Below are 22,695 nucleotides of genomic sequence, written 5' to 3'. Positions count from 1 at the left end.
ATAGTCCCATGAACCTTCAGGACATGTTCGGCCTCGACGGCCGCGTCGCGCTCGTCACCGGCGGATCGCGCGGGATCGGCGCGATGATCGTCGAGGGTTTCCTCGCTGCGGGCTGCGCGCGTGTCTATATTTCGGCGCGCAAGACCGCGCAGGTCGAGGCGGCGGTCGCCGATTTCGACACACGCTACCCTGGCAAGGTCATCGGCCTGCCGTTCGATCTTTCGAGTGTCGAGGGCTGCCGCGCGCTCGCCGCGGAGATTGGCGGCCGCGAAGAGCGGCTCGACATTCTTGTCAACAACGCCGGCGCTGCGTGGGGCGAGCCGTTCGAGGGCTTCCCCGAAAGCGGCTGGGACAAGGTGATGGACATCAACGTCAAATCGCCCTTCTTCCTGACGCAGGCGCTACACGCCTTGCTCAAGGCTGCAGGCACGCAGGATCGCCCGGCAAAGGTCATCAACATCGGCTCGATCGACGGCATGCGCCTCAACCCCTGGGAAACCTACAGCTATCATGCCTCGAAGGCGGCGATCCTCTACCTCACCAAGCGCCTGGCGGCCCGTCTGGTGCAGGACCATATCGTGGTGAGCGCGATCGCGCCGGGCGCCTTCCAGTCGGACATGAACAAGGCAGCGCGCGACCATGGTGACGCGGTTTCCAAGAGCATCCCCGTAAAACGTATCGGCGTCCCCGAGGATATGGCCGGCGCCGCGATCTTTCTTGCGTCGAAGGCAGGCGACTATGTTGTCGGCGACACGATCACCGTCGACGGCGGTCTTGTGCACGGCGACCTCAAGACAAGCATTGACGCCTGAGCGGCCTCCCCTTCCGACACAGACAAATGTTGGTTGATGCTCGGCCCCCCTCGGTGTATTATATGGATAATGCACCAAGGAGATCCGCCATGCGCCCCGCTTTTCTGATTCCCGCGATACTGCTCCTCGCTGCCTGCGGGCAGAAGGACGAAAAGACGACCGAGACCGAAATCTCGATCAACGCCGACGGCGAGGGCGGGGGCGTGCAGATCAAGGCGGGCCGGGACGGGGGCAAGCTCAAGATTGGCGGCGAGGATGGTAGCGCGATCAACATCGACATCCCCGACTTTGTTGACCTCGACATCGAGGGTGATTTCGACATCGATGGGGTCAAACTCTACCCGGGCAGCAAGGTGACCAAGGTCAACGTCAACGCGAGCGACTGGAACCGAGCCGACAAGGCGACAGTGAACCTCGGTTTTACCTCGCCTGCCGCTCCAGCCAAGGCAGCCGACTGGATGGCGGCCGAATTCGCCAAGAAGGGCGTCAAGGTGACGCGCGACGGCGACACGCTAGCCGGTACCGACAAGGACGGTGACGATTTCACCATCGCGTTCAATCCCGACGGTGCCGCGAGCAAGGGCGAGGTGCGGATCATCTCGAAATAACCCTCCGCGATAGCGAAGGCGTAGGCGCCATCGACCGGGCCATGCCTTGCCTCGATCGGGACGGATCAGCCGCTATTGCGCAGCGCCGTCGCGATTGCGTTGATCGTGAGCTGTATCCCCTCGGCGATGCGCGGATCGGTCTCGCCGGCGCGGTGACGCTTCATCAACTCGATCTGCAAAAGATTGAGCGGCTCGATATAGGGTAGTCGCAGCCGGATCGAGGCCTCGAGCGCCGGGCTCTTCTCGAGGAGCCGCGTCTGTCCGGTGATCGCGAGCAGCCCGTCGTGGGCCCGGTTCCAGCCATCACGGATGCGGGTGAATATCGCCTCATGCCCGTCGACTGCGCCCGCGAGCGCGGCATAGCGCGCTGCGATCCCCATGTCCGATTTCGCGAGCACCATCTCCATATTGCCGAGAAGCGCGGCGAAAAAGGGCCAGCTTTGCGCCATGTCGGCAAGCAGGACCGGATCCTTGAACGCCGCGAAAGCTTCGCCTGTCCCGTACCAGCCAGGCAGCATCGCGCGCGACTGGGCCCAGCTGAACACCCAGGGAATCGCGCGCAGATCCTCGATCGCGCTGCTCTTCGTGCGGCTCGACGGGCGCGAGCCGATTTTCAGCGTTGCGATTTCAGCGATCGGGGTCATCGCGCGGAAGAAATCCTTGAATCCCGGCGTCTCGTAGACAAGCCCGCGGTAGGCCGCGAAGGCCGTGTCCGAGAGCGCGGTCATCGCTGCGGCGTAGCGCGGGTGATCGTCCTCGCGGATGGCGTCGGCCTCGAGGCTCGCGAGCAGACTCGCCGAAACCATTGCTTCCAGATTGGTTGCCGCGCTGTCGGCGCTGCCATATTTCGCTGCGATCACTTCGCCCTGTTCGGTGATGCGGATCCGCCCTTGCACCGTTGCGGCGGGCTGGGCGCGGATCGCGGCGAAAGCGCTACCGCCGCCGCGTCCGACCGCGCCCCCGCGGCCGTGGAACAGCTGCATCGCGCTTCCCGCCTTCTCGAACACGGGAGTGAGCGCTTGCGATGCCTGGTGAAGCCCCCAGGTAGACGTCAGATAGCCCCCATCCTTGTTCGAATCGGAATAGCCGATCATCACTTCCTGATAGCCGCGCACGCGAACCTGCGGGCCGAGCTCGGGCATCGCGAAATAACGCGTCATGATGTCGGGGGCACGGCTGAGGTCGTCGATCGTCTCGAACAGCGGCACTACCATCAGGTTCGTTGCGCCCGCCTCAGCACCGCTTCGCCACAGCCCGCCCTCGCGCGCGAGTACATGCACCTCGAGAAGGTCGGAGAGGTCCTGCGCCATCGAGATGATCCACTGGCAGATCGTGTCCGTCCCGAGCCGGCGCCGTACGTCGGCCGCCGCGTGGACGATCGCAAGCTCGCCCGCGGTCTCCTCGCTCCATTCGTGCCAGGGCGCTGCGAGCGGGCGGTCGCTTGCGAGTTCTGCCGTGAGCAATGCGACGCGCTCCTCCTCGCTGAGCGCCCTGTAATCGGCGCACACGCCCGACACGCTCAACAGCTCGGCGAGGACGCGTTCATGCACCGCGCTGTTCTGCCGCATGTCGAGGGTCGCAAGGTGAAAACCGAAGACTTCGACCGCGCGGATCAGCCGCCCGAGCGCGCCGATGCCGCCGAGCTGGCCCTCGCCGCTCGCCGACAGGCCGCCGGCGATGGTGACGAGATCGCGCCGGAAATCGCCCGGCGTCGCATAGGGTTCGCCCGCGAGCGCCGAAGGACGCGGCGGAGACTTGCCGACGATCTCGGCATGGGTTGCCGAAAGCCGCGCATAGATGCCCGACAGCGCGCGGCGATAAGGTTCGTCGCGGCGGCTGAGCGCGGCGTCCCCGCTCGCCTCGGCTAGCGTCTCGACCGCTGGCGGGACGGGGGCGAGCGCCGAGGACACCGACAATTCGGCCCCGAGCGCGTGCACGGCATCGAGATAATGGCTGAGCACAGCGGCGGCATTGCGCGTGGTTGCCATGCGCAGCGTTTCGGCGGTGACGAAGGGGTTGCCGTCGCGATCGCCCCCGATCCAGCTACCAACGCGCAGGAAACTCGCAGGACGGCGGCCCAGCTGCTTTTCCCAGCGAGCGTAGAGCTTGGGCACGACGGGGAGGAAAACATCGCGCAAATAGGTGAGCGCATTGTCGATCTCGTCGGCGACGAACAATTTTTCGGTCCGCAGCGGGCGCGTCTGCCACAGGAGCACGATCTGCCGGCGGATCGCATCTTCGACCACGTCGCCCTCGGATGTTTCCTCCGCACCCGCGTCGCGCAGCCGCATCAGTTCGGCGATACGGTTCTTGTGGTCGAGCATCGACTTGCGGCGCACCTCGGTCGGGTGCGCGGTCAGCACCGGTGCGATCAGCGCCGCATCGAGCAGGGCTGCGACCGCGGCGGTGTCCACGCCGTCGGCAGCCAGCTTGGCGAGAGCCGCTGCCATCGTCGCCTCGGGCTCGATCGCGACGCCCTGACGGTCCTCGGCGAGGTTGGCAAGCATGGAAAACAGCATGAAGCCGCGCACGAAGGCGATCGTGTCGTCGAGGCTCAGCGCCTCGAGCCCCGGGTCGATCGCCTCGGCTCCGGCGATACCGCGGTGCCGGTCGACACTCGCCGAGCGGATATATTCGGTCTGCCGGAAGAGCTTATCGCCGCCATAGGCGCGAATGACGTCGCCCAATATCCGCCCGAGATAGCGGATGTCGGGATTTTGCGAGATCTGGATCGGCGGGCCCATGGGCGAGGTTGCTGCACTGCACCAGACGTTACGTCAAGCAGCGCATAGCTATGCGCAAAGCAATATCCGTACGCCGCCTGTGCTTCCAGGCTAATGGAGTTGCGCCCGGCCGTCTCAGCCTTCGAGTTCGACGTCCCAATAGAGCCAGTCGATCCAGCTTTCGTGAAGATAGTTTGGTGGAAAGGCGCGGCCATTGTCCTGCAGCTGCCAACTCGTCGGCCGCCATGGCTGGCGGTGGATCGGCATATGCGCCTGCTTCGGCGTGCGCCCACCCTTCTTGAGGTTGCACGGCGCGCACGCGGTGGTGACATTTTCCCAGCTTGTCCGTCCGCCGAGCCGCCGCGGCACGACATGATCGAAGGTAAGATCCTTGCCCGACCCGCAATATTGGCACGCGAAACGGTCACGCAGAAAGAGGTTGAAGCGGGTGAAGGCGGGATATTGGGACGGCTTCACATATTGGCGCAGCGCAATCACGCTGGGAATCGGCATCGTCCGGGTCGGCGAATGAATTTCGCGCGCGTAATTCTCGACGATCGTGACGCGGTCGAGGAATACCGCCTTGACCGCCGTCTGCCACGGCCACAGGCTCAAAGGGTAATAGCTCAGCGGCGTATAGTCCGCGTTGAGCACGAGTGCGGGACAGCTATCGGGGTGGCGGGCGAGATCGGGATGGAACATAGCTTTAAAACGCTGCCCCCTTTCCTGCGCGGGATGGCGCGCCACTGCCGTTCCCAAGTGACCCTGTCATTACATCACGCATATGATTCTGACGTCAAGGGGGCATCTGTCGCAACATATGGAAGCTATTATCTGTGGCAACCACAGTATCTGGATCTCACCGGGCACCCATGCTGACCAGGTTCGCGCCCAGTCCAACGGGCGAACTCCATCTCGGTCACGCCTATAGCGCGCTCGCAGCGCATGACGCGGCGCGCGGCGCGGGCGGCGCGTTCCGCCTTCGCATCGACGATATTGATGGCAGCCGGTCACGCGAGATCTATGTTGATGCGGCGCTCGCCGACCTCGCCTGGCTCGGGCTGGGCTGGGACGGCGCGCCGGTGCGTCAGTCCGAGCGCCTCGGCGCTTATGACGCGGCGCTCGCCGATCTTGCTGCGCGCGGCCTTGTCTACCCCTGTTTCTGCACCCGCGCTGACATCGCGGCGAGCCTCGCGGCGCCGCATGGCCCGGCCGGCGCCCTTTATCCTGGCACGTGCCGCCATCTCTTGCCGGGCGACCGCGAGCGGCGGATGGCGCAGGAGCCTCATTGCTGGCGGCTCGACATGCGCCGCGCCGCAGCGCTCGTGGGCAAGCTCTGGTGGGAGGAAGAAGGGCAGGGGCTGCGTGCCGCCGACCCCGCGGCACACGGCGACATCGTTCTTGCGCGCAAGGATGCGCCCGCCAGCTATCATCTTGCGAGCACGCTCGACGACGCCGCGATGGGGGTCACTCATGTCGTGCGCGGCGCCGATCTCATCGCCTCGACCGACGTACACCGCCTGCTCCAGGCGCTGCTGGGGCTTGCCACCCCCCTTTATCGCCACCACGCGCTCGTCTGTGACACCGCCGGGCAGCGCCTTGCCAAGCGCGACGCGGCGGCGTCGCTCGCGGCGCTCCGCGCGCGCGGGGTCGACGGCAAGAAGCTCGCCGCAGATTTGCGCGCCGGACGGCTTCCGTCTGGATATTCGCTGAAGATGCCCTAAATAGGGACCATGACCGTCCTCCTTGTCCTCGCCGTCGTCGTTGCCGCCGGCCTCGTCCTTTTCGCGCTGGCGCGCGGCCTCTTCCATTTCGCGCAGGGGCACCGCGCGGCGATGGACGGCACGTCGCACGACAATCAGGTGATGCAGAACCGGATGATGATGGCGCGCGTGAAGTGGCAGGCGATCACGATCATCCTGCTCGTGCTGATCGGCTTCCTCGCCGCTGGCAGCTGACAGCCGCGCGGCCCCGGCCGATGGTCAAGCTCAACAAGATCTACACCCGCACCGGGGACGATGGCACCACCGGCCTCGTCGACGGCTCGCGCATCGCGAAATCGGCGCCGCTGATGGCGGCGATCGGCGACGTCGATGAGGCGAACAGCGCGGTCGGCCTCGCGGCCGCCGCGCTCGCCCAAGACAGCGCTGAGGCCGCGATGCTGACCCGCATCCAGAACGAACTGTTCGACCTCGGCGCCGATCTTGCGACCCCGGCCGATGCCGAGCATGGTTTCGGCCCGCACGACATGGCGCTGCGCATCGTGGCGGGGCAGGTCGCGCGGCTCGAAGCGGAAATCGACGCCATGAACGCCGCGCTGGATCCGCTCCGCAGTTTCATTCTCCCAGGCGGGAGCGAGACGGCGGCCCGCCTTCACCTCGCGCGGGCGATCGCCCGACGCGCCGAGCGCGCCGCCGTGGCTGCTGCGGCAACGCGTGCGCTCAACCCGCTTGCGCTCGCCTACCTCAATCGTTTGTCGGACCACTTGTTCGTGATGACGCGCCACATCAATGCCGCGGCGGACGGCGACATCCTCTGGAAGCCCGGCGGCACGCGCTAAGGGATTGTCTTCTTTCCTTCAGGTCTTCATCCGGAATCTGTTCCCCATATGTTCTAGACTTTCGTGGGCGCCGTAACCATATTGCCTCGTCTTGCGAAACCGAATCGCACTTCGGGGGATTGTCTGCTTATGGCCCGCCGCACCGACGCTTCGCCCACGACCGACGCGCTGTCGCACGCCGACCTGGCTGGTCGTTTCGCCGCCACGCGGCGCCTGTCGCTGGACCTCGCGGCGTCGCTGTCTGACGCCGACGCAAGCGCGCAATCGATGGCGGATGCATCGCCCGCCAAATGGCATCTTGCGCACACGAACTGGTTTTTCGAAACCTTCGTGCTGCGCGATCATGTCCCCGACTACCAGCTGTTCGATCCCCGCTATCCCTATCTTTTCAACAGCTATTATGAGGCGGAAGGGCCGCGGCACGCGCGCCCGCAGCGCGGGCTTTTGACCCGACCCACGCTTGAGGCCGTTCGCGCCTGGCGCGCGCATGTCGATACGGCGGTAGAGCAAGCATTTGCCGACCTGCCCGACGTGGCGCGCGGGCTCGTCGAACTCGGCATTCACCACGAACAGCAGCATCAGGAACTGCTCCTCACCGACATCAAGCATTTGTTCGCGCAGAACCCGCTCGGCCCGGCGGTCTGGGAGGAGGCCGGCTTCGAGGGTGACGCTGCGCCGGAAGTCTGCGGCTCGCCCGCTGAGGCAGCACTTGCAATGCGCTGGGTGGAAGGAGCGGAAGGAATCGTATCGGTCGGCCATGCGAGCGAAAGCTTCGCCTTCGACTGCGAGACTCCCCAATTTTCTGTCCTTTTGACCCCGCACGCTCTCGCAAGTCGGCCAGTGACCAACAGCGAGTGGCAGGCATTCATTGACGACGGCGGCTATCGCACGCCCTCGCTCTGGCTCAGCGACGGCTGGGCATGGGTGGAGGCCGAAGGCGTCGAGGCACCGCTCTACTGGCACGATGGACGCGCGTTCACTCTCGCGGGCTGGCAGCCGATCGCGCCCGCCGCGCCCGTCACTCATGTCAGCTTTTACGAGGCTGACGCCTTTGCAAGCTGGGCCGGCGCGCGGCTGCCGACCGAATTTGAGTGGGAGGCGGCGGCTATGGCGCTCGACCCTCTCGGCGGGCAGCAACTCGATGGCGCCGGGCCCGTGCAGCCTGCGGCGCCAAGCGGCGACGGCGGGCTCCAGCAGATGTTCGGCAGCGTGTGGGAATGGACCGGCAGCGCCTATCGCCCCTATCCAGGCTTTTGCGCAGCCCCCGGCGCGGTCGGCGAGTATAATGGAAAGTTTATGAGCGGGCAGTTCGTCCTGCGCGGGGGCAGCTGTGCGACCCCGCGCGGCCATATGCGCGCCAGCTATCGCAACTTCTTTTACCCCCACCAGCGTTGGCAATTCACCGGCGTGCGGCTGGCCAAGGATCTTTGATATGGGCGTAGTGCGACATTTGCGGCAGGTCGAAGCTGACGAGGCCGGGATCGATCTGGCGTTTCGCGCCGATGTCCACGCCGGACTCTCGCAGGCGCAAAAGGCGATACCGGCGCGCTGGTTCTACGACGCGGCCGGATCGGCGCTGTTTGAGGACATCACCGCGCTTCCCGAATATTATCCGACGCGCAGCGAGACCGACCTGCTTAAGCGCCATGCCGCTGCGATCGCCGATGCCGCCGGTCCCGGCCGCGCCGTCGTCGAACTGGGATCCGGAAGTTCGACCAAGACGCCGCTCCTTCTTGAGGCGATCGACCCTGCGGCCTATGTCCCGGTCGATATTTCGGGCGATTTCCTGCGCGCTAGCGCCCGCGCGCTCGCGGCCCGCTTTCCAGGGCTCGCCATCTATCCAGTCGAGGCCGATTTCACCCAGCCGGTCGATCTGCCGCGCGAAATCTGCGCGCTGCCCAAGCTCGGCTTCTTTCCGGGCTCGACTATCGGCAACATGGTTGCGCGAACGGCAGTCGACCTGCTTCGCAGTTGGCGGAGCGCGCTCGGCGAGGCGTCGCTGCTTCTGATCGGGATCGACCGAATCAAGGATGTGGACATCCTCGAGCGCGCCTATGACGATCCCGCCGGGGTAACCGCGGCATTCAATCTCAATCTGCTCGAACGTATCAACCGCGAGCTCGATGGCACGATCCCGCTTGAAAATTTCACCCATCGCGCGGTCTGGAACGATGTGCATTCGCGGATCGAGATGCACCTCGTGGCCGCATGCGACATGAGCTTTTGCGTCGATGGACGCCCCTACCATATGGCAAGGGGGGAGACGATCCATAGCGAAAACAGCCACAAATATGGGCCGCGCGACGCGAATCTTCTGTTGCGCGCCGGCGGCTGGACGCCGCTCGCGACCTGGGACGATGCCGACCCTGCCTTTGCGCTGATCCTCGCCGAAGCCACCGCCTTGCGCTCCGCCCCTTGACGAAAGAGGCCGAGGGCGTAGGTGCGCAGCCAAACGGGTTCATCGAAAGGGCTAAATATGATCGTCGGCGTGATCGGGGCAGGGCAGATGGGCGCGGGGATCGCGCAGGTGTCGGCAGGCGCCGGGCACGATGTTCTCCTCTCAGACATCGACATCGCCCGCGCCGAGGCGGGCAAGGCGGGGATTGCCAAGGCGCTTGGCCGCCTCGTTGCCAAGGAGAAGATGGAGCAGGCCGATGCCGACGCGCTGCTCGCCCGTATCACGCCCGTTGCCGACCACGCCGCCTTTGCTCCGGCGGACCTCGTGATCGAGGCGGCGACCGAGCGCGAAGAGATCAAGCGCGCGATCTTTGCCAGCGTTGGTGCGCATCTGTCGATGAGCGCGATCCTTGCCTCGAACACCAGTTCGATTCCGATCACCCGCCTCGCGCAGGCTGCGCCCGATCCGGCCCGCTTCATCGGCGTCCATTTCTTCAACCCGGTGCCGGTGATGGGGCTGATCGAGCTGATCCGCGGCCTCGCAACAAGCGATGATACGCTGGCGAAGGTCGAGGCTTATGGCCGGGGGCTCGGCAAGGAGATCGTTCACGCGAACGACGCGCCCGGTTTCATCGTCAACCGGGTCCTGATGCCGCTTATCAACGAAGCGGTGTTCGCTCTGGGTGAGGGCGTCGCGACGATGAAGGACATCGACACCGGCTGCCGCCTCGGGCTCAACCATCCGATGGGTCCGATCACGCTCGCCGACTTTATCGGTCTTGATACTTGCCTCGAGATTATCCGCGTGCTCCACAGCGGTACGGGCGATCCGAAATTCCGTCCCGCGCCGCTGCTCGTCCAATATGTGGAGGCGGGCTGGGTCGGGAAAAAGGCCGGGCGCGGCTTTTACGACTGGACGGGACCGGAGCCTGTGCCGACGCGGTAGGTTGAGAGGGGGCAAATGCAGGTTGCCAATATCCGTCCGTTTACACTCGAGGTTCCACAGGCAGCGCTCGACGATCTCAAGGCCCGGCTTGCCGCGACGCGCTGGCCCGAAAAGGAAACGGTCGATGATTGGGACCAGGGCATGCCGCTCGCCTACGCGCAGGAACTCGCGGCCTACTGGCGCGACGAATATGATTGGCGCCGCATCGAGATGCGGCTTAACGCACTCCCCAACTTTCTTGCGACCGTCGACGGTCTCGATATCCACTTTCTTCACATCCGGTCGGCCAATCCTCAGGCCCGGCCGCTGATACTGACCCACGGATGGCCAGGTTCGGTGCTCGAATTTCTCGATGTCATCGCTCCCTTGTCGGCGGATTTCCATCTCGTGATCCCTTCGCTTCCAGGCTACGGGTTTTCGGGCAAGCCCGACATCGCCAAGTGGAGCGTCGAGCATATCGCGGCGGCGTGGAACGCACTGATGGGCGCGCTCGGCTATGACCGCTATTTTGCGCAAGGCGGCGACTGGGGCAGCGCGGTGACCTGTGCGATCGGCGTCGCGCACGGCGACCATTGCGCGGGCCTTCATGTCAACATGGTCGTCGGCGCGCCGCCGCCCGAGATGATGGGCGATCACAGCGAGGCCGAGAAGGCCTATCTCGCGCGCTTCCAATGGTATCAGGCAAAGGACAGCGGCTATTCGACGCAGCAGGCAACGCGTCCGCAGACGATCGGCTATGCCCTCACCGATTCGCCCGTGGGACAGATGGCGTGGATCGTCGAGAAATATCACGGCTGGACCGACTGCGGCCACCAGCCGGGCGGACAGTCGATCGGCGGCCATCCCGAAAAGGCGCTGCCGAAGGACGCGATACTCGATACCGTCAGCCTCTATTGGCTGACCGCCAGCGCGGCATCGTCGGCGCGGCTCTACTGGCACAGCTTCCGCAGCTTCGCGACGGGCGAAATTCACGTCCCAACGGCTTGCAGCCTGTTCCCGAACGAAATCATGCGCCTGTCGCGCCGCTGGGCCGAAGGGCGCTACCGCAACATCGTCTACTGGAACGAACTCGAGCGCGGCGGGCATTTCGCCGCCTGGGAACAGCCCGAGCTGTTCGTAGCCGAGCTGCGGAATGCCTTCGCGCTGATGGAGCTTTGACCCCTCATCGCCGCCCAACAGGTTTCGGATGCCGCGCCGCGCTATTCCGCGTCACCTGATTGCCGTCTCGGCGAAGGCGGGTGCCGGTTCGGCTCTCGTAAATCTCCCCGCGGTTGGCCGGAGTGGCGCGCAGCACCAGCGCGGATCGAATTGTCGGGCCAGGCGAGACCGAGGCTGGCTTGGCGTCGCCGATGAAGACGGCAGGGCCGCGATAGGCTGCGCCGCGACAGACGGTCGCCTCGGCGGGGCGGTGCATCCGCTCATCGGAGCTTTGCGCTGCCGATATCGAGTGACAGGCGCTGCTTGCAATGACGAGGCCGATCATGAGCGGCCAACGAAATAGCGCTTAACCACCGCAACATTCTCCCCCGTCCCAAGAATATCGCCCCGCCGACGTTGAATCCACGCCATCTTCCTCTGATTGGAAATCAAACCCATGGTGGCGCATTCGGATCCTTCGCTCCGCCCGGCGTGCAACCAACGGGCGCGGACGCCGTTTGTCACCCATCATGTCGAACCTCTCCCCCTCCCAGTCAGCCGCCGGAAAAGCCTTTGCCGAGCGCATCGCCGACCAGATGTTCCCCTGCGTGGGAGCCAAATCGGCGCTCGCTGCTGGGGGACTTTCGATCGTTGAAGCGGGGCCGCTTGTGTGCGGGCGCGATGACGAGAAAATTCTCGACGCCCTTGAGGAGACGGCCGAAGCTTTCTGGCGCGGCAGTGGCCGGCGATTCTACTCGCTTGCAATATTGTTCGACGGACCCGTTCCCCCAGACGAGGCGGCCTTCGAGGCGCAAATGTGGGCGCGGCTTCAGGCGCTCGCCGACCGCGACGCGGCCCGCGGCGCGCCCGTTGACCCTGAGGTCAGCGAGCATCCTGCCAGCCCATGGTTCGCACTGAGCCTTGGCGGGCACGGCTATTTCATCGTTGGGCTTCATCCGGCAGCGAGCCGCCCTGCGCGCCGATTCGAACAGCCTACGCTGGTCTTCAATCTGCAAGCGCAGTTCGCTGCGCTCCGGCGCGACGGGCTCTATGACAAGATGCGCTCGGCGATCATGGCGCGCGACACCGCGCTCGCCGGGTCACCCAATCCGATGCTCGCCGATTTCGGCGATGCGAGCGCGGCCGCCCAGTTCAGCGGTCGCGAGGTGGACGGCGATTGGTTCTGTCCCTTCCTGCCCCCGATGCGGAGATCGCGCGCTGCCTGAGATCGCACCTCGTTCGGGGACGGCCTTCACGCTCGATCGCGGGCAACGGCTCGTTGTGACCGACCCGCGCGGCGAGCAGGTCGCCGACCTTCTTGCCTTTAACCGCGCCGATGTCGCCGAAGTGATCTCCTCGGGGCGCACGCTTGACTATGCGAGCCGTATTTATCTCTCGACCGGCGACAAGCTCTATTCGAACCGGAGCAATATACTGCTCGAAATCGTCGCGGATGATGTCGGACGTCACGATTTCCTGCTCACGCCTTGCTCGCGCGATACATTTCGCATCATCTACGGCGATACAAACCCCCACCGGGGCTGCTTCGGCAATCTTGCAGAGGCGCTTGCGCCCTACGGCATCGAGCCCGATGCGATTCCGGTCGCCTTCAACTGTTTCATGAATGTGCCCGTCGACGGTGTGAGCGGAGCGTTGCGCGTCGACCCGCCGCTCAGCAAGGCGGGCGACAGCATCACCTTTCTAGCCCATGCCGATTTGGTTGTCGGGCTTACGGCCTGTTCGGCGCCCCAATCGAACAACGGCAGTTTCAAGCCGATCGCCTACCGGATCGAGGGATGAGCGCGGGCGCGTCTGCCGTTGACCGGCTGCGCGCCCACATTCTCTATGCCGCGCGGCACCGGCGGCGGCTCAATCTTGCCGACCCACGGCGCTTCACCGAATGGGTGCAGTGGCGCAAGCTCTTCGATCATGACCCGCGTCAGCCCCGGCTTCAGGACAAGGTCGCAGTCAAGGTTCATGTCGCCGAACTGCTCGGCCCCGACTGGATAACCCCCACGCTCTGGCACGGCACGGACTTGCCCGACCGGCCCCTGTGGCAGCCCCCCTTCGTGCTCAAGGCACGCCACGGGTGCAATCAGAACCGCTATGTGCGCGACGTTGCCGCCGACTGGTCGGAAATCCGGCGCGCTGCCGCGCGCTGGATGCGCCATGGCTATGGCGGCTGGTTAGGAGAATGGCTCTACCGTGATATTCCGCGCGGCCTGCTCGTTGAACCCTTTGTGGGCGAGGATCGCCGGCTGCCGATCGATTACAAGATCTACGTTTTCGGGGGCTATCCTGCCGCGGTTCAAGTGCATCGCAACCGCGAGACGAAGCATAGCTGGGCGCTGTTCACACCAGACTGGAGGCGGCTTGCGGCGCCCGACGGCCTGCCCGAACCGGCGCCGCCCCGGAGCCTCACGCGCATGATCGCCGCGGCGGCGTTGCTCGGCGAAGGCTTCGATTTCATCCGCGCGGATTTCTACGAGGTCGCCGGAGCGCCGCGGTTCGGTGAGATCAGCTTCTACCCGGGGTCTGGGCTTGACCCCTTCCGGCCCGACGCAATCGACCTCTGGCTGGGCAAGCTGTGGCGCGCGGCGCGCGAAGGTCGGGGGGCGGGCGCATCGGCAGCGGATGACTGGCTTGATCGCGCCGCGCGCCGCGCCGATCCGCTAGACCAGACCTAGCATCAGCCCGGCGAGCGCAGCCGACATCAGGTTCGATAGACTGCCCGCGAGCAGCGCCTTGAGACCCAGTCGCGCGATCATTGGGCGCTGGTTGGGCGCAAGGCCTCCGGTCACGGCCATCTGGATTGCGATCGAGCTGAAATTTGCAAAGCCGCACAGCGCAAAGGTCGCAATTGCGACCGAGATAGCCGAAAGGTCGCCCTGGACCTTTCCGAGGTCGATGAAGGCGACGAACTCGTTGAGCACGACCTTGGTTCCGAACAGCCCGCCGACCATGGCGCTTTCGTCCCAAGGTACACCCATCAGCCACATCACCGGGCGAAAGATTGCGCCGATGATCGCCTGGAACGACAGATCGGGATAGCCGAACCACCCGCCGATTCCGCCGAGCAAGCCGTTGGCAAGGGCGACGAGAGCGACGAAGGCAAGCACCATCGCGCCGACCGCGACGGCCAGCTTGACGCCGGTCTGTGCCCCTTGCGCTGCGGCCATGATGATGTTCGCGGGCGTTTCTTCATCATGGCTAGCCTCGGGCAAGATCACGGGCTCGATGCCGAGGTCCTTGGGATCGTCGGGCATCATGATCTTTGCCATCAAGATGCCGCCCGGGGCTGACATGAAGCTCGCCGCGAGCAGGTAGGGAAGGAGTTGCTCGCCAATCATGCTCGCATAGGCGCCGAGTATGGTCCCTGCGACCCCCGCCATGCCGACCGTCATCACGGTGAAAAGCTGCGAGGGTGTGAGGCTTGCAAGATAGGGACGGATGACGAGCGGCGATTCGGACTGACCGACGAAGATGTTCGCCGCGGCACCGAGGCTTTCAACCTTGGTGATGCCAGTGACCTTCTGGATCGCGCCGCCGACCCATTTGATCACGAGCTGCATGATGCCGAGATAATAAAGGATCGAGATCAGCGAGGCGAAAAAGATGATGACGGGCAGCGCCGCAATCGCGAAGCTGTTCGCTCCCATTTCCGGCGAAGCGAGGGGTCCGAAGATGAAATCGGTCCCTGCTTTCGCATAGCCGAGCAGGTTCGAAACGCCATTCGACATCGCTTGAATGACAGCGCGGCCCCATGGCGTTCCGATCACGAGCAGCGCGAAGCCGGCTTGCAGCAGAAAGGCGGGAACGACGACGCGCAGCCGGATCCAGCGGCGGTTCGACGAAAAAGCGATGGCGATCGCCAGCAATGCAACGATCCCCAGCAGACCAATCAGGCGTTCCATATTCGCGTCGCGTCCCCCCGCAAGATTACCGGGCCTGTCTAGCGGGCTTTGGCGCCGGGGCAAGGGTACCCGCACTCCGTCCATCGCAACGCCGCGGTGCGTGCGTGGCGGGCGGGACATTCCCTTCTCCAGCACGGCGACTGGGGCGTGGGCTGGCCGCCCGGTCTTGGTGATCCTGCCTGCGCTGGCCCGTCGGGACTGGATAAGTCGCCGGCCGAAGGATCCGAGACCGCAAGGATTGCTTCTACCATGGGACCGCTCACCGCCGAGGCCCGCGCGCAATTGCCTCTTGTCGGACTGCCGAAGCTTTGACCCGGCGGCGGCAATAATCTTCGCGATGGGCGAGGGAGGTAAAGGCGCCGGTTCTATTGCGAATCCGCGTGCCGACCCTTTCTTCAACCCCTTGGTCGACCAGATGACGTCACTTGCCGCGACCGACGCCTTCCTCCGGCAAACATTATCCGCCGATGGAGCGCATCTTCCCACGCCGCACAAAAGCGATTAAGCGGCGCCGATGGCAATCTCGTCCCCCCGCACGCTCGCGCCCTCGCTGTTGCTCTTTGCGATCCTCTATGGCGGCATGGTCCCGCTCGGCGGCTTTCTGGGCGCCAAGCAGGTCGCACTCGGACCCCTTGCGGTCGAGGCGGGTATCTTTCCCTTTCTGACGTTGATCGCGATCTCGAGCGGCATCGCCGAACTCCACGGGCGTGTCGTTGCAGACCGGTTGGTGCGGCTTGGCTTCATCCCGCTGATCCTCGCAATCCTTCTCGCGCTGTTCGTCCTGTGGCTGCCGACCGATCCCGGCATGTACGAACCTGCCAAGGAGGCGTTCCCGATCATCGTCGGACAGAGCTGGCGCATGATGGCCGCGGGGATCCTCGCCTATGGTGTGTCGGTTAGCCTCAATGTCTGGCTCTTCTCGCGCATGACCGCGAACAACGGCCGCCTGTTGCCATTGCGCGGTTTCGTCGCGGCGGCGCTCAGCCAGATCGTCGACACGCTGATCTTCATTACGGTCAGTTTCTACGGCGTGCGCCCGATCGGCGAGCTGATGCTGGGACAGATGGTTGCAAAGGTCGTGCTGTCGGCGGTCATGGTGCCGCTCCTTGTCATGGCGGTGGTTGCGATCGGCCGGAGGGTCGACAGGACGAGCGCGCCCGCAGGGGAGGCCCAGGCATGACGTCTCCCGCCGATCCCTCGAAAATGCCCGATCTCCTCGCAAAGGCCGAAACGCTCGTTGAGGCGCTGCCCTATCTGCAGCGCTATGCCGGCGAAACCTTCGTGATCAAATATGGCGGCCATGCGATGGGCGATCCGGAGGCGCAGCGCGATTTTGCGGAGGATGTCGTGTTGCTCAAGGCCGTCGGGATCAATCCGGTGGTCGTTCACGGCGGTGGGCCACAGATCGGGGCGATGCTGAAGCAACTGGGGATCGAGTCGACCTTCGTCGGCGGCCTTCGCGTGACCGATGCTGCAACGGCCGAGGTCGCCGAAATGGTTCTCGCCGGCAAGATCAACAAGGAGATTGTCGGCTGGATTGCGGGGCTCGGCGGGCGTGCTGTGGGCATTTCGGGCAAGGACGCAAATCTCGTCCTGGCCGAGAAGGTGCGTCGAGGCGAGCCTGACCCCAATTCGGGGATCGAGCGCCACGTCGACCTCGGGTTCGTCGGCGAACCGGTTTGCGTCGATCCGACGATCCTGACCAATCTTGCCAGCGACCATTTTATCCCGGTCGTCGCGCCGGTCGCGCTCGGAGCCGACGGCGCGACCTATAATATCAACGCCGATACAATGGCCGGTGCGATTGCCGGCGCGCTCGGCGCCAAGCGCTTCTTCCTGCTCACCGATGTCGCCGGGGTGCTCGACAAGTCGGGAACGCTGCTCACCGATCTCGACCGCATTGGAATCGACGCGCTCAAGAAGGACGGGACGATCACCGGCGGTATGATTCCGAAGGTCGATACCTGTCTGTCTGCGGTCGACACCGGAGTCGAGGCGGCGGTCATCCTTGACGGGCGGATTCCGCACGCGATGCTGCTTGAAATTTTCACTGCACGGGGTGCGGGAACGCTCATTCATCGCTAGGGTGGCGTAACCGACGACCCCGCCCGGAGACCTTAATGTACCTGATGCTGCTTCAGATTCTGTCGATCCTCCTCAACATCCTGTGGTGGATCATCATCATTCAGGCGGTGATGTCGTGGCTGCTCGCCTTCAACGTTATCAACACTCACAATGAGTTCGTGCGCCAGCTCTGGTACGTGCTCGAGAGGATTACCGAGCCGCTCTATCGCCCGTTTCGCCGTATCATGCCCGACTTTGGCGGCATCGACCTGACGCCGATGGTTGTGCTGATCCTGCTCATCATCCTGCGCGGGCCGGTGATGGACTATCTTTACACGCTCGGCATCAACGCCGGGGCGATCTGATGGCGGCCGAAATCATCGACGGCAAGGCGTTTGCCGCGGCGCTTCGCCTGCGGATCGCCGACGCGGTTCCCGCGTTCGAGGCGGCGACGGGCCGCGTGCCCGGCCTCGCTGTGGTGCTTGTCGGCGATGATCCGGCCAGCGCAGTCTATGTGGCCTCGAAGGGCAAGGCGACCCTCGCGGCCGGCATGGCGAGCTTTGAACATCGACTCTCCGCAGACGTGACGCAGGCAGAGCTCGAGGGGCTGCTGGCGCAGCTCAATACCGATGAGACGGTGGATGGGATATTGTTGCAGCTCCCGCTCCCTGCCCATCTCGACGAGCAGGCCGCGGTTGCGACGATCGACCCCGACAAGGACGTCGACGGGCTGACCCCGGTGAGCGCGGGACGGCTCGCGCTCGGCATTCCAGGGATGGTGCCCTGCACCCCCCATGGATGTCTGCTTCTGCTGCAGGATCGGCTGGGCGACCTGTCGGGCAAGGACGCCGTGGTGATCGGCCGTTCGATCCTCGTCGGCAAGCCGATGGCGGCCTTGCTGCTCGGCGCCAATTGCACCGTTACGATGGCGCACAGCCGGACGAAAGACCTGCCCGATCTGGTGCGGCGCGCCGATATCGTCGTCGCCGCGGTCGGGCGGCCCGAAATGGTGCGCGGGGACTGGATCAAACCCGGAGCAATAGTCATCGATGTCGGTATCAACCGCCTCGCGCCCGCCGATGGGGCGGCCAAGGGACGCCTGGTCGGCGACGTTGCCTATGAGGAAGCGGGGGCTGTGGCGACGGCGATCACCCCAGTGCCAGGCGGCGTGGGACCGATGACCATCGCCTGCCTGCTGCGCAACACGCTCGTCGCAGCGCATCGCCGCGCCGGGCTTTCCGACCCGGAGGGCTTCTGATGCGCGCCCTGGCGCTGGCCGCCGTCGGCGCCGTGCTGCTTGCAGGCTGCGCGCCCGGCGGGGATATGTACAACCGCCCGCTCGGGGCCAACCCCAGCGCCTTCATCGCGGCCGAAATCGCGTTCGCACGGCTCGCGCAGGACAAGGGGCAGTGGACCGCCTTTCGCGAGACATCTGCGGCGGACGCGGTGATGTTCGTCCCAGAGCGGGTGAACGCACGCGGCTGGCTCCGCTCGAAGAAGGATCCCGCGACTGCGGTGAGATGGCAGCCGCATGCCGTTTATGTGAGCTGTGACGGCAATGCGGGCGCGACCACCGGCGCGTGGCAGAACGGGCCCGCGCAGGGCTATTTCACGACGGTCTGGCGGCGCGATCCGATGCGCGGGGACATCCGCTGGGTGCTCGATCATGGCGACGCGCTGGAAACGCCGCGCGAGGCACCGGACTTCATCGAATCGAAGCAGGCGGTCTGCGGGTCGCGGCCCTCGGCTGCGCAGCCGGCCGGGGCAGGCGGCGATACCGCCGTTGGTCTGTCGTCCGACCGGACGCTGCGCTGGACCTCGACCGTTCGCCAGGACGGGTCGCGCCGCGTCACGGTAGAGATGTGGGATGGCAACGCGATGGCGCCAGTAATCGACGATCAGGTCGTGGCGCCCGCCAAGCCGTGATCGATCTTTTCATCTCGGCGTTCGTCACGCTGTTCGTCGTGATCGACCCCCCGGGCTGCGCGCCGATCTATGCCAGCTTGACCGCCGGCGCGAGCGCGGCGCAGCGGCGCTCGATGGCGATCCGGGCTACGCTGATCGCGGGCGCAATCCTCATCTTCTTTGCGATGTTCGGTGAAGCGCTGCTGAACTTCCTCCACATCGATCTCGATAGCTTCCGCATCGCGGGGGGGATCATGCTCTTCATCATCGCGATCGACATGGTGTTCGAGAAGCGCACCGAGCGGCGCGAACAGCGCGCGGAGAAGCTGCGTTCGACCCCCGAGGTCGAGGACGTTTCGGTCTTTCCGATGGCAATGCCGATGCTGGCGGGCCCGGGATCCATCGCGTCGGTGATGCTCCTCGTGGCTCAGAACAACGGGCTTCATCGTGCGCTCGTCATCTTCGGAGCGCTACTGCTCGTTCTCGCGATTACGCTTGCGGCTTTGCTAGCCGCTGGGCCGCTGATGCGGTTGATCGGCAGCAAGGGCGAGGCGGTGATCACGCGGCTGCTCGGGGTCCTGCTTGCCGCGCTTGCCGCCCAGTTCGTGATCGACGGGCTCAAGGCGAGCTTCCCGAGCCTCGGGTAACCCCTCCCCCGCCGGAGGAGGGGTGTCGATGGGTTACTGCGCTGCGTTGACGTCGTTCTGAGTGACCGGCGCAATGCGAATTTCGACACGGCGGTTGCACTGACGGTCGGCTTCGGTGGTTTCGGGGGTACATTTGAGCTGCGATTCGCCATAGCCCATTGTTGCCATGCGGGCGCGTTGGACGCCGCGGGTCGCGAGATAGTCGGCCACTGAAGCAGCGCGGCGTTCGGAGAGGCCCTGATTATAGCTGTCACTGCCCGACGAATCGGTGTGGCCATAGATGTCGATATAGGTGCTCGGATATTCACCGAGCGTCGAGGCGACACTGTCAAGCGCGCTGCGGAACTGGCTTTTGACCACCGCGCTGTTAAGGTCGAAGGTAACATCGCCAGGCATGTTGAGAACGAGCTGGTCGCCTTGGCGCTCGACGTCGATACCGGTGCCGGCCGTGCGCTCGCGCAGCTTCTTTTCCTGCTGGTCCATATAATAGCCGACGCCTGCGCCCGCGACCGCGCCGATACCTGCACCGACGATTTCCTCGGTCCGGCTGTTCTTGCCGCCGATCAGGTCGCCGAGCAGATAGCCGCCGAGGGCGCCGCCGACGCCGCCGATGGCGGCCTTCGAAATTTTCTTCTCGCCGGTGACGGGATCGGTCACGCAGCCGCTTAATGCGAGCATCCCGATGCCGGCGAGGGCGGTGAGCTTGATCATCTTGGTCTTCATTGTTTCGCTCCCTATTCTCAGGCCGCGCGCCATCCCGGCCGCCGCCCTTCCATCCCGATAACAGATGGCCCGGCAAGTGGTTCCAGAGACTTGCTGAACCATGGCTGAGCAGGCACCGACCGGTGCCATTGTGCAAAGCGGCGGCTTTGTCCTATAGGGACGCGATGACCGACGATTGCAGGGGCCAGGCGCGATCGCGCCCGTTCACCATCCCATGACCCCCTTTCCCTGGAGCGACGTGGCGATCATCGCCGTGCTGATCCTCCTCAACGGCGTCTTCGCCTTGTCCGAGCTCGCGATCGTTTCCGCCCGCGGTCCCCGCCTGCAGGCGGCGGAAAAGCGGGGGAGCCGCGGCGCCCGCATCGCGCGCCAGCTTGCCGCCGATCCGGGACGCTTTCTCTCGACTGTTCAGGTCGGCATCACGCTGATCGGCATCCTCGCCGGCGCCTATTCGGGCGCAAGCCTCGGCCAGCCGGTCGCGGAGCGGTTGCAAGGCGCGCTCGGTCTCGACGCGGAAACCGCGCGCAACGCCGGGTTCGCGGCCGTCATCGCGATTACCACTTATTTCTCGCTGATCGCGGGCGAGCTCGTGCCCAAGCAGTTCGCACTGAGGGCGCCCGAAAGCATCGCGATGGTGATGGCTGTACCGATGCTATGGCTCTCGCGCATTGCCGCGCCGCTCGTCTGGCTCCTCGACACGAGTTCCAGCCTCGTATTTCGCCTCCTCGGTCTCAAGCGTGAATCGGAGGACAGGGTGACTGCCGAGGAGCTGCACCTGATCGTCGCCGAGGCCTCGAAATCCGGGGTGATCGAGGAGAGCGAACGCGCGATCATCTCGGGCGTCGTGCGCCTCGCCGACCGTCCGGTACGCGAGGTGATGACGCCGCGGATCGATGTCGACTGGATCGACATTGCCTCGGACGCCGACGCGGTGCGCGCCAAGCTGCTTGAGACGCCGCACACGCGCCTGCCCGTTGCGCGCGGCTCGGTCGACAATATCGTCGGGGTCGTTCAGGCGCGCGACATTGCCGGCGCGCTGTTTCGGGGGCAGAAGCTCGACCTTGAAACGCTGACCCGACGCGCGGCGGTGATCCACGACCAGATCGATGCGATGGATGCGCTAGAAAGTCTGCGGGTCGCCGAGGTGCCGATGCTGCTTGTCCACGACGAATATGGCCATTTCGAAGGTCTGGTGACCCCAGCCGATCTGCTTTCCGCGATTGCCGGCGAATTTGCGTCCGACCAGGACATCGGCAGCGAGCCCTTCGTTACCGAGCGCGACGACGGCAGCCTGCTCATCGCGGGCTCGATGCCCGCTGACCAGATGGCCGAACGGCTGGGAATCGATCTTGCCGACGACCGCGACTATGCGACCGCGGCCGGACATGCGCTTGCGATTTTGAAGCATCTGCCGACCGAAGGCGAGAGCTTTACCGACCGGGGCTGGCGGTTCGAGATCGTCGACATGGACGGGCGCAAGATCGACAAGCTTCTGGTAAGTGCGATCGGCAGACCCGATGAAGGGCTGGCGGAAGCCTAGAATGGCGCGCCTCCTTCCTCGTTCGTCAAACGCCTAACGCCCCCGGGATTGTCGAAGGGGGCGTTCCTGCTGAGTCAAAGCCCCCGGTGACGGTGGTCAAAGCTCCCCGCCGAGGGCGCCATATTTCGCCTCGAAGCCGGCTTTGTCGCCCCGTGCGAGATAGCCCGCCTGGTCGACCCAATTGTCGCGAGTGATGCGTCCCGCGAAATTGCCGAGCTTGGGGTCGATCGCGGCGATGTCGGCGTCGGTCCAGGCCGCAATCTGCTCGAAGCGGGTGACGCCGAGGCTGCCAAGCAGTGCGACGAGTTTGGGGCCGACGCCTTTTAGCAGCTGGAGATTATCCCCCTGGCCCGCGGCAGGGGCAGTCGCTGGCGCTGCGGGGGTTGGCTCGGGAGCAGGCGTCGCCGCTGCCTCGGCCGGCGCCGCGGCCGGGGTTGGCGGGGAAGCAGGGGCGGGCGCCGGGGTCTTCCTGAAAGCCGGTTCGACGGCAATGATCTCGGGTTTCAGCGGTTCGAGCGGCTTGGCGGGCTGGGCATGTTCGGCCGCCGGCGGGGCGATGTCTTGCGGTTTCCGGCGGGCGGCGAGCCACCAGACAAGCGCGATGACTGCGATCAGCACCACGAGCGCGGGGATCCAATTTTCCTGAAGCCAAGTCATCGGTTTCTGCTCCTTGTTCCTACAGTCCCGGGCGGGCGGGAGCCCAGAGCCTCAGGGCAGCG

Annotated in this window: 24 protein-coding genes; 19 read left to right on the top strand and 5 right to left on the bottom strand. The window is 65.1% G+C overall.

Features of this window, described 5'->3' with window-relative positions:
• The first annotated feature begins 8 nt into the window (after positions 1 to 8).
• Both B5X69_RS05285 and B5X69_RS05280 read left to right on the top strand, forming a co-directional pair.
• Positions 9 to 812, top strand: coding sequence for an SDR family oxidoreductase (locus B5X69_RS05285; RefSeq protein ID WP_053555458.1), 804 nt, complete (start codon positions 9 to 11; stop codon positions 810 to 812).
• An 89-nt stretch (positions 813 to 901) separates the two neighbouring features.
• The gene (locus B5X69_RS05280; protein WP_079637656.1) at positions 902 to 1,420 is read left to right on the top strand and encodes a hypothetical protein; all 519 of its coding nucleotides are present in this window, start codon (positions 902 to 904) and stop codon (positions 1,418 to 1,420) included.
• Between the two features lie 65 nt (positions 1,421 to 1,485).
• Here B5X69_RS05280 and ppc read toward each other — a convergent pair whose 3' ends face one another.
• Positions 1,486 to 4,164 (bottom strand): phosphoenolpyruvate carboxylase, encoded by a 2,679-nt coding sequence (ppc, locus tag B5X69_RS05275; RefSeq protein WP_079637655.1) that lies wholly within the window; start codon positions 4,162 to 4,164, stop codon positions 1,486 to 1,488.
• A 114-nt stretch (positions 4,165 to 4,278) separates the two neighbouring features.
• A complete protein-coding gene (locus tag B5X69_RS05270) occupies positions 4,279 to 4,845 on the bottom strand; it encodes an HNH endonuclease (protein ID WP_053555455.1) in 567 nt (188 codons plus the stop codon).
• Between the two features lie 170 nt (positions 4,846 to 5,015).
• On the opposite strand from B5X69_RS05270, the gene gluQRS reads away from it, so the two are divergent.
• The 10 genes from gluQRS (at position 5,016) to B5X69_RS05215 (ending at position 13,870) form a co-directional block, all read left to right on the top strand.
• Complete coding sequence (gluQRS, locus tag B5X69_RS05265) at positions 5,016 to 5,867, top strand: tRNA glutamyl-Q(34) synthetase GluQRS (protein WP_079637654.1); 852 nt, start codon at positions 5,016 to 5,018, stop codon at positions 5,865 to 5,867.
• Positions 5,868 to 5,876: 9 nt separating this feature from the next.
• Entirely contained in the window at positions 5,877 to 6,101 is a 225-nt protein-coding gene (locus B5X69_RS05260) for an HIG1 domain-containing protein (protein ID WP_053555453.1), read from the top strand.
• A gap of 20 nt (positions 6,102 to 6,121) precedes the next feature.
• Positions 6,122 to 6,703 carry a cob(I)yrinic acid a,c-diamide adenosyltransferase gene (locus B5X69_RS05255; RefSeq protein WP_079637653.1) on the top strand — a complete coding sequence of 194 codons (582 nt, stop codon included), beginning with the start codon at positions 6,122 to 6,124 and terminating at the stop codon, positions 6,701 to 6,703.
• Between the two features lie 129 nt (positions 6,704 to 6,832).
• Complete coding sequence (gene egtB, locus B5X69_RS05250; protein WP_079637652.1) at positions 6,833 to 8,134, top strand: ergothioneine biosynthesis protein EgtB; 1,302 nt, start codon at positions 6,833 to 6,835, stop codon at positions 8,132 to 8,134.
• A 1-nt stretch (position 8,135) separates the two neighbouring features.
• Positions 8,136 to 9,122 carry an L-histidine N(alpha)-methyltransferase gene (egtD, locus tag B5X69_RS05245; protein WP_079637651.1) on the top strand — a complete coding sequence of 329 codons (987 nt, stop codon included), beginning with the start codon at positions 8,136 to 8,138 and terminating at the stop codon, positions 9,120 to 9,122.
• A gap of 57 nt (positions 9,123 to 9,179) precedes the next feature.
• Complete coding sequence (locus tag B5X69_RS05240; protein WP_079637650.1) at positions 9,180 to 10,046, top strand: 3-hydroxyacyl-CoA dehydrogenase NAD-binding domain-containing protein; 867 nt, start codon at positions 9,180 to 9,182, stop codon at positions 10,044 to 10,046.
• 15 nt (positions 10,047 to 10,061) lie between these two features.
• Positions 10,062 to 11,204 (top strand): epoxide hydrolase family protein, encoded by a 1,143-nt coding sequence (locus tag B5X69_RS05235; RefSeq protein WP_079637649.1) that lies wholly within the window; start codon positions 10,062 to 10,064, stop codon positions 11,202 to 11,204.
• A gap of 509 nt (positions 11,205 to 11,713) precedes the next feature.
• Positions 11,714 to 12,409, top strand: a complete 696-nt coding sequence (gene gntA, locus B5X69_RS05225) for a guanitoxin biosynthesis heme-dependent pre-guanitoxin N-hydroxylase GntA (RefSeq protein WP_079637647.1) — start codon at positions 11,714 to 11,716, stop codon at positions 12,407 to 12,409.
• Positions 12,402 to 12,983: a DUF1989 domain-containing protein gene (locus tag B5X69_RS05220; protein WP_245798635.1), complete on the top strand. Its 582-nt coding sequence runs from the start codon at positions 12,402 to 12,404 to the stop codon at positions 12,981 to 12,983. Before gntA ends, B5X69_RS05220 begins: the two co-directional genes overlap by 8 nt.
• Entirely contained in the window at positions 12,980 to 13,870 is an 891-nt protein-coding gene (locus B5X69_RS05215; protein WP_079637645.1) for an ATP-grasp fold amidoligase family protein, read from the top strand. The genes B5X69_RS05220 and B5X69_RS05215 overlap by 4 nt, the downstream gene beginning before the upstream one ends.
• Here B5X69_RS05215 and B5X69_RS05210 read toward each other — a convergent pair.
• On the bottom strand, positions 13,856 to 15,097 hold the full coding sequence (locus B5X69_RS05210) for a NupC/NupG family nucleoside CNT transporter (RefSeq protein WP_079637644.1): 1,242 nt from the start codon (positions 15,095 to 15,097) through the stop codon (positions 13,856 to 13,858). The genes B5X69_RS05215 and B5X69_RS05210 overlap by 15 nt on opposite strands.
• Before the next feature lie 514 nt (positions 15,098 to 15,611).
• Between B5X69_RS05210 and B5X69_RS05205 the strand changes: the two genes are divergently transcribed.
• Genes B5X69_RS05205 through B5X69_RS05180 form a run of 6 tightly spaced genes read left to right on the top strand, consistent with a single transcriptional unit; the run spans position 15,612 to position 19,713 of the window.
• The gene (locus tag B5X69_RS05205) at positions 15,612 to 16,277 is read left to right on the top strand and encodes a queuosine precursor transporter (protein ID WP_079637643.1); all 666 of its coding nucleotides are present in this window, start codon (positions 15,612 to 15,614) and stop codon (positions 16,275 to 16,277) included.
• Positions 16,274 to 17,182, top strand: a complete 909-nt coding sequence (gene argB, locus B5X69_RS05200; protein ID WP_079637642.1) for an acetylglutamate kinase — start codon at positions 16,274 to 16,276, stop codon at positions 17,180 to 17,182. The genes B5X69_RS05205 and argB overlap by 4 nt, the downstream gene beginning before the upstream one ends.
• 35 nt (positions 17,183 to 17,217) lie before the next feature.
• Positions 17,218 to 17,526 carry a YggT family protein gene (locus B5X69_RS05195; protein ID WP_079637641.1) on the top strand — a complete coding sequence of 103 codons (309 nt, stop codon included), beginning with the start codon at positions 17,218 to 17,220 and terminating at the stop codon, positions 17,524 to 17,526.
• Complete coding sequence (folD, locus tag B5X69_RS05190) at positions 17,526 to 18,419, top strand: bifunctional methylenetetrahydrofolate dehydrogenase/methenyltetrahydrofolate cyclohydrolase FolD (protein WP_079637640.1); 894 nt, start codon at positions 17,526 to 17,528, stop codon at positions 18,417 to 18,419. Before B5X69_RS05195 ends, folD begins: the two co-directional genes overlap by 1 nt.
• Positions 18,419 to 19,087 carry a hypothetical protein gene (locus B5X69_RS05185; protein ID WP_079637639.1) on the top strand — a complete coding sequence of 223 codons (669 nt, stop codon included), beginning with the start codon at positions 18,419 to 18,421 and terminating at the stop codon, positions 19,085 to 19,087. The genes folD and B5X69_RS05185 overlap by 1 nt, the downstream gene beginning before the upstream one ends.
• Positions 19,084 to 19,713, top strand: a complete 630-nt coding sequence (locus tag B5X69_RS05180; RefSeq protein WP_079637638.1) for a MarC family protein — start codon at positions 19,084 to 19,086, stop codon at positions 19,711 to 19,713. The genes B5X69_RS05185 and B5X69_RS05180 overlap by 4 nt, the downstream gene beginning before the upstream one ends.
• A gap of 33 nt (positions 19,714 to 19,746) precedes the next feature.
• On the opposite strand, the gene B5X69_RS05175 is transcribed toward B5X69_RS05180, so the two are convergent.
• Positions 19,747 to 20,436 (bottom strand): YiaD family glycine zipper/OmpA-like lipoprotein, encoded by a 690-nt coding sequence (locus B5X69_RS05175; protein ID WP_079637811.1) that lies wholly within the window; start codon positions 20,434 to 20,436, stop codon positions 19,747 to 19,749.
• 214 nt (positions 20,437 to 20,650) lie between these two features.
• Between B5X69_RS05175 and B5X69_RS05170 the strand changes: the two genes are divergently transcribed.
• Positions 20,651 to 21,976, top strand: a complete 1,326-nt coding sequence (locus tag B5X69_RS05170) for a hemolysin family protein (protein ID WP_079637810.1) — start codon at positions 20,651 to 20,653, stop codon at positions 21,974 to 21,976.
• A 96-nt stretch (positions 21,977 to 22,072) separates the two neighbouring features.
• Here B5X69_RS05170 and B5X69_RS05165 read toward each other — a convergent pair whose 3' ends face one another.
• Complete coding sequence (locus B5X69_RS05165) at positions 22,073 to 22,633, bottom strand: hypothetical protein (protein ID WP_079637637.1); 561 nt, start codon at positions 22,631 to 22,633, stop codon at positions 22,073 to 22,075.
• Between the last annotated feature and the right edge of the window lie 62 nt (positions 22,634 to 22,695).

The organism is Sphingopyxis flava (assembly GCF_900168005.1).
Taxonomy (GTDB): Bacteria; Pseudomonadota; Alphaproteobacteria; order Sphingomonadales; family Sphingomonadaceae; genus Sphingopyxis; species Sphingopyxis flava.
This window is presented reverse-complemented; position numbering and strand designations above follow the sequence as displayed.

Bases quoted from the DNA above. Each gene is read 5' to 3' on its own strand.
- B5X69_RS05280 (WP_079637656.1), top strand. From the start codon at position 902: ATGCGCCCCGCTTTTCTGATTCCCGCGATACTGCTCCTCGCTGCCTGC.
- B5X69_RS05165 (WP_079637637.1), bottom strand. From the start codon at position 22,633: ATGACTTGGCTTCAGGAAAATTGGATCCCCGCGCTCGTGGTGCTGATC.
- B5X69_RS05285 (WP_053555458.1), top strand. From the start codon at position 9: ATGAACCTTCAGGACATGTTCGGCCTCGACGGCCGCGTCGCGCTCGTC.
- B5X69_RS05215 (WP_079637645.1), top strand. From the start codon at position 12,980: ATGAGCGCGGGCGCGTCTGCCGTTGACCGGCTGCGCGCCCACATTCTC.
- folD (WP_079637640.1), top strand. From the start codon at position 17,526: ATGGCGGCCGAAATCATCGACGGCAAGGCGTTTGCCGCGGCGCTTCGC.
- B5X69_RS05205 (WP_079637643.1), top strand. From the start codon at position 15,612: ATGGCAATCTCGTCCCCCCGCACGCTCGCGCCCTCGCTGTTGCTCTTT.
- gluQRS (WP_079637654.1), top strand. From the start codon at position 5,016: ATGCTGACCAGGTTCGCGCCCAGTCCAACGGGCGAACTCCATCTCGGT.
- egtB (WP_079637652.1), top strand. From the start codon at position 6,833: ATGGCCCGCCGCACCGACGCTTCGCCCACGACCGACGCGCTGTCGCAC.
- B5X69_RS05270 (WP_053555455.1), bottom strand. From the start codon at position 4,845: ATGTTCCATCCCGATCTCGCCCGCCACCCCGATAGCTGTCCCGCACTC.
- B5X69_RS05195 (WP_079637641.1), top strand. From the start codon at position 17,218: ATGTACCTGATGCTGCTTCAGATTCTGTCGATCCTCCTCAACATCCTG.
- B5X69_RS05235 (WP_079637649.1), top strand. From the start codon at position 10,062: ATGCAGGTTGCCAATATCCGTCCGTTTACACTCGAGGTTCCACAGGCA.
- B5X69_RS05185 (WP_079637639.1), top strand. From the start codon at position 18,419: ATGCGCGCCCTGGCGCTGGCCGCCGTCGGCGCCGTGCTGCTTGCAGGC.
- gntA (WP_079637647.1), top strand. From the start codon at position 11,714: ATGTCGAACCTCTCCCCCTCCCAGTCAGCCGCCGGAAAAGCCTTTGCC.
- B5X69_RS05240 (WP_079637650.1), top strand. From the start codon at position 9,180: ATGATCGTCGGCGTGATCGGGGCAGGGCAGATGGGCGCGGGGATCGCG.
- egtD (WP_079637651.1), top strand. From the start codon at position 8,136: ATGGGCGTAGTGCGACATTTGCGGCAGGTCGAAGCTGACGAGGCCGGG.
- B5X69_RS05255 (WP_079637653.1), top strand. From the start codon at position 6,122: ATGGTCAAGCTCAACAAGATCTACACCCGCACCGGGGACGATGGCACC.
- B5X69_RS05260 (WP_053555453.1), top strand. From the start codon at position 5,877: ATGACCGTCCTCCTTGTCCTCGCCGTCGTCGTTGCCGCCGGCCTCGTC.
- B5X69_RS05210 (WP_079637644.1), bottom strand. From the start codon at position 15,097: ATGGAACGCCTGATTGGTCTGCTGGGGATCGTTGCATTGCTGGCGATC.
- ppc (WP_079637655.1), bottom strand. From the start codon at position 4,164: ATGGGCCCGCCGATCCAGATCTCGCAAAATCCCGACATCCGCTATCTC.
- B5X69_RS05170 (WP_079637810.1), top strand. From the start codon at position 20,651: ATGACCCCCTTTCCCTGGAGCGACGTGGCGATCATCGCCGTGCTGATC.
- argB (WP_079637642.1), top strand. From the start codon at position 16,274: ATGACGTCTCCCGCCGATCCCTCGAAAATGCCCGATCTCCTCGCAAAG.
- B5X69_RS05175 (WP_079637811.1), bottom strand. From the start codon at position 20,436: ATGAAGACCAAGATGATCAAGCTCACCGCCCTCGCCGGCATCGGGATG.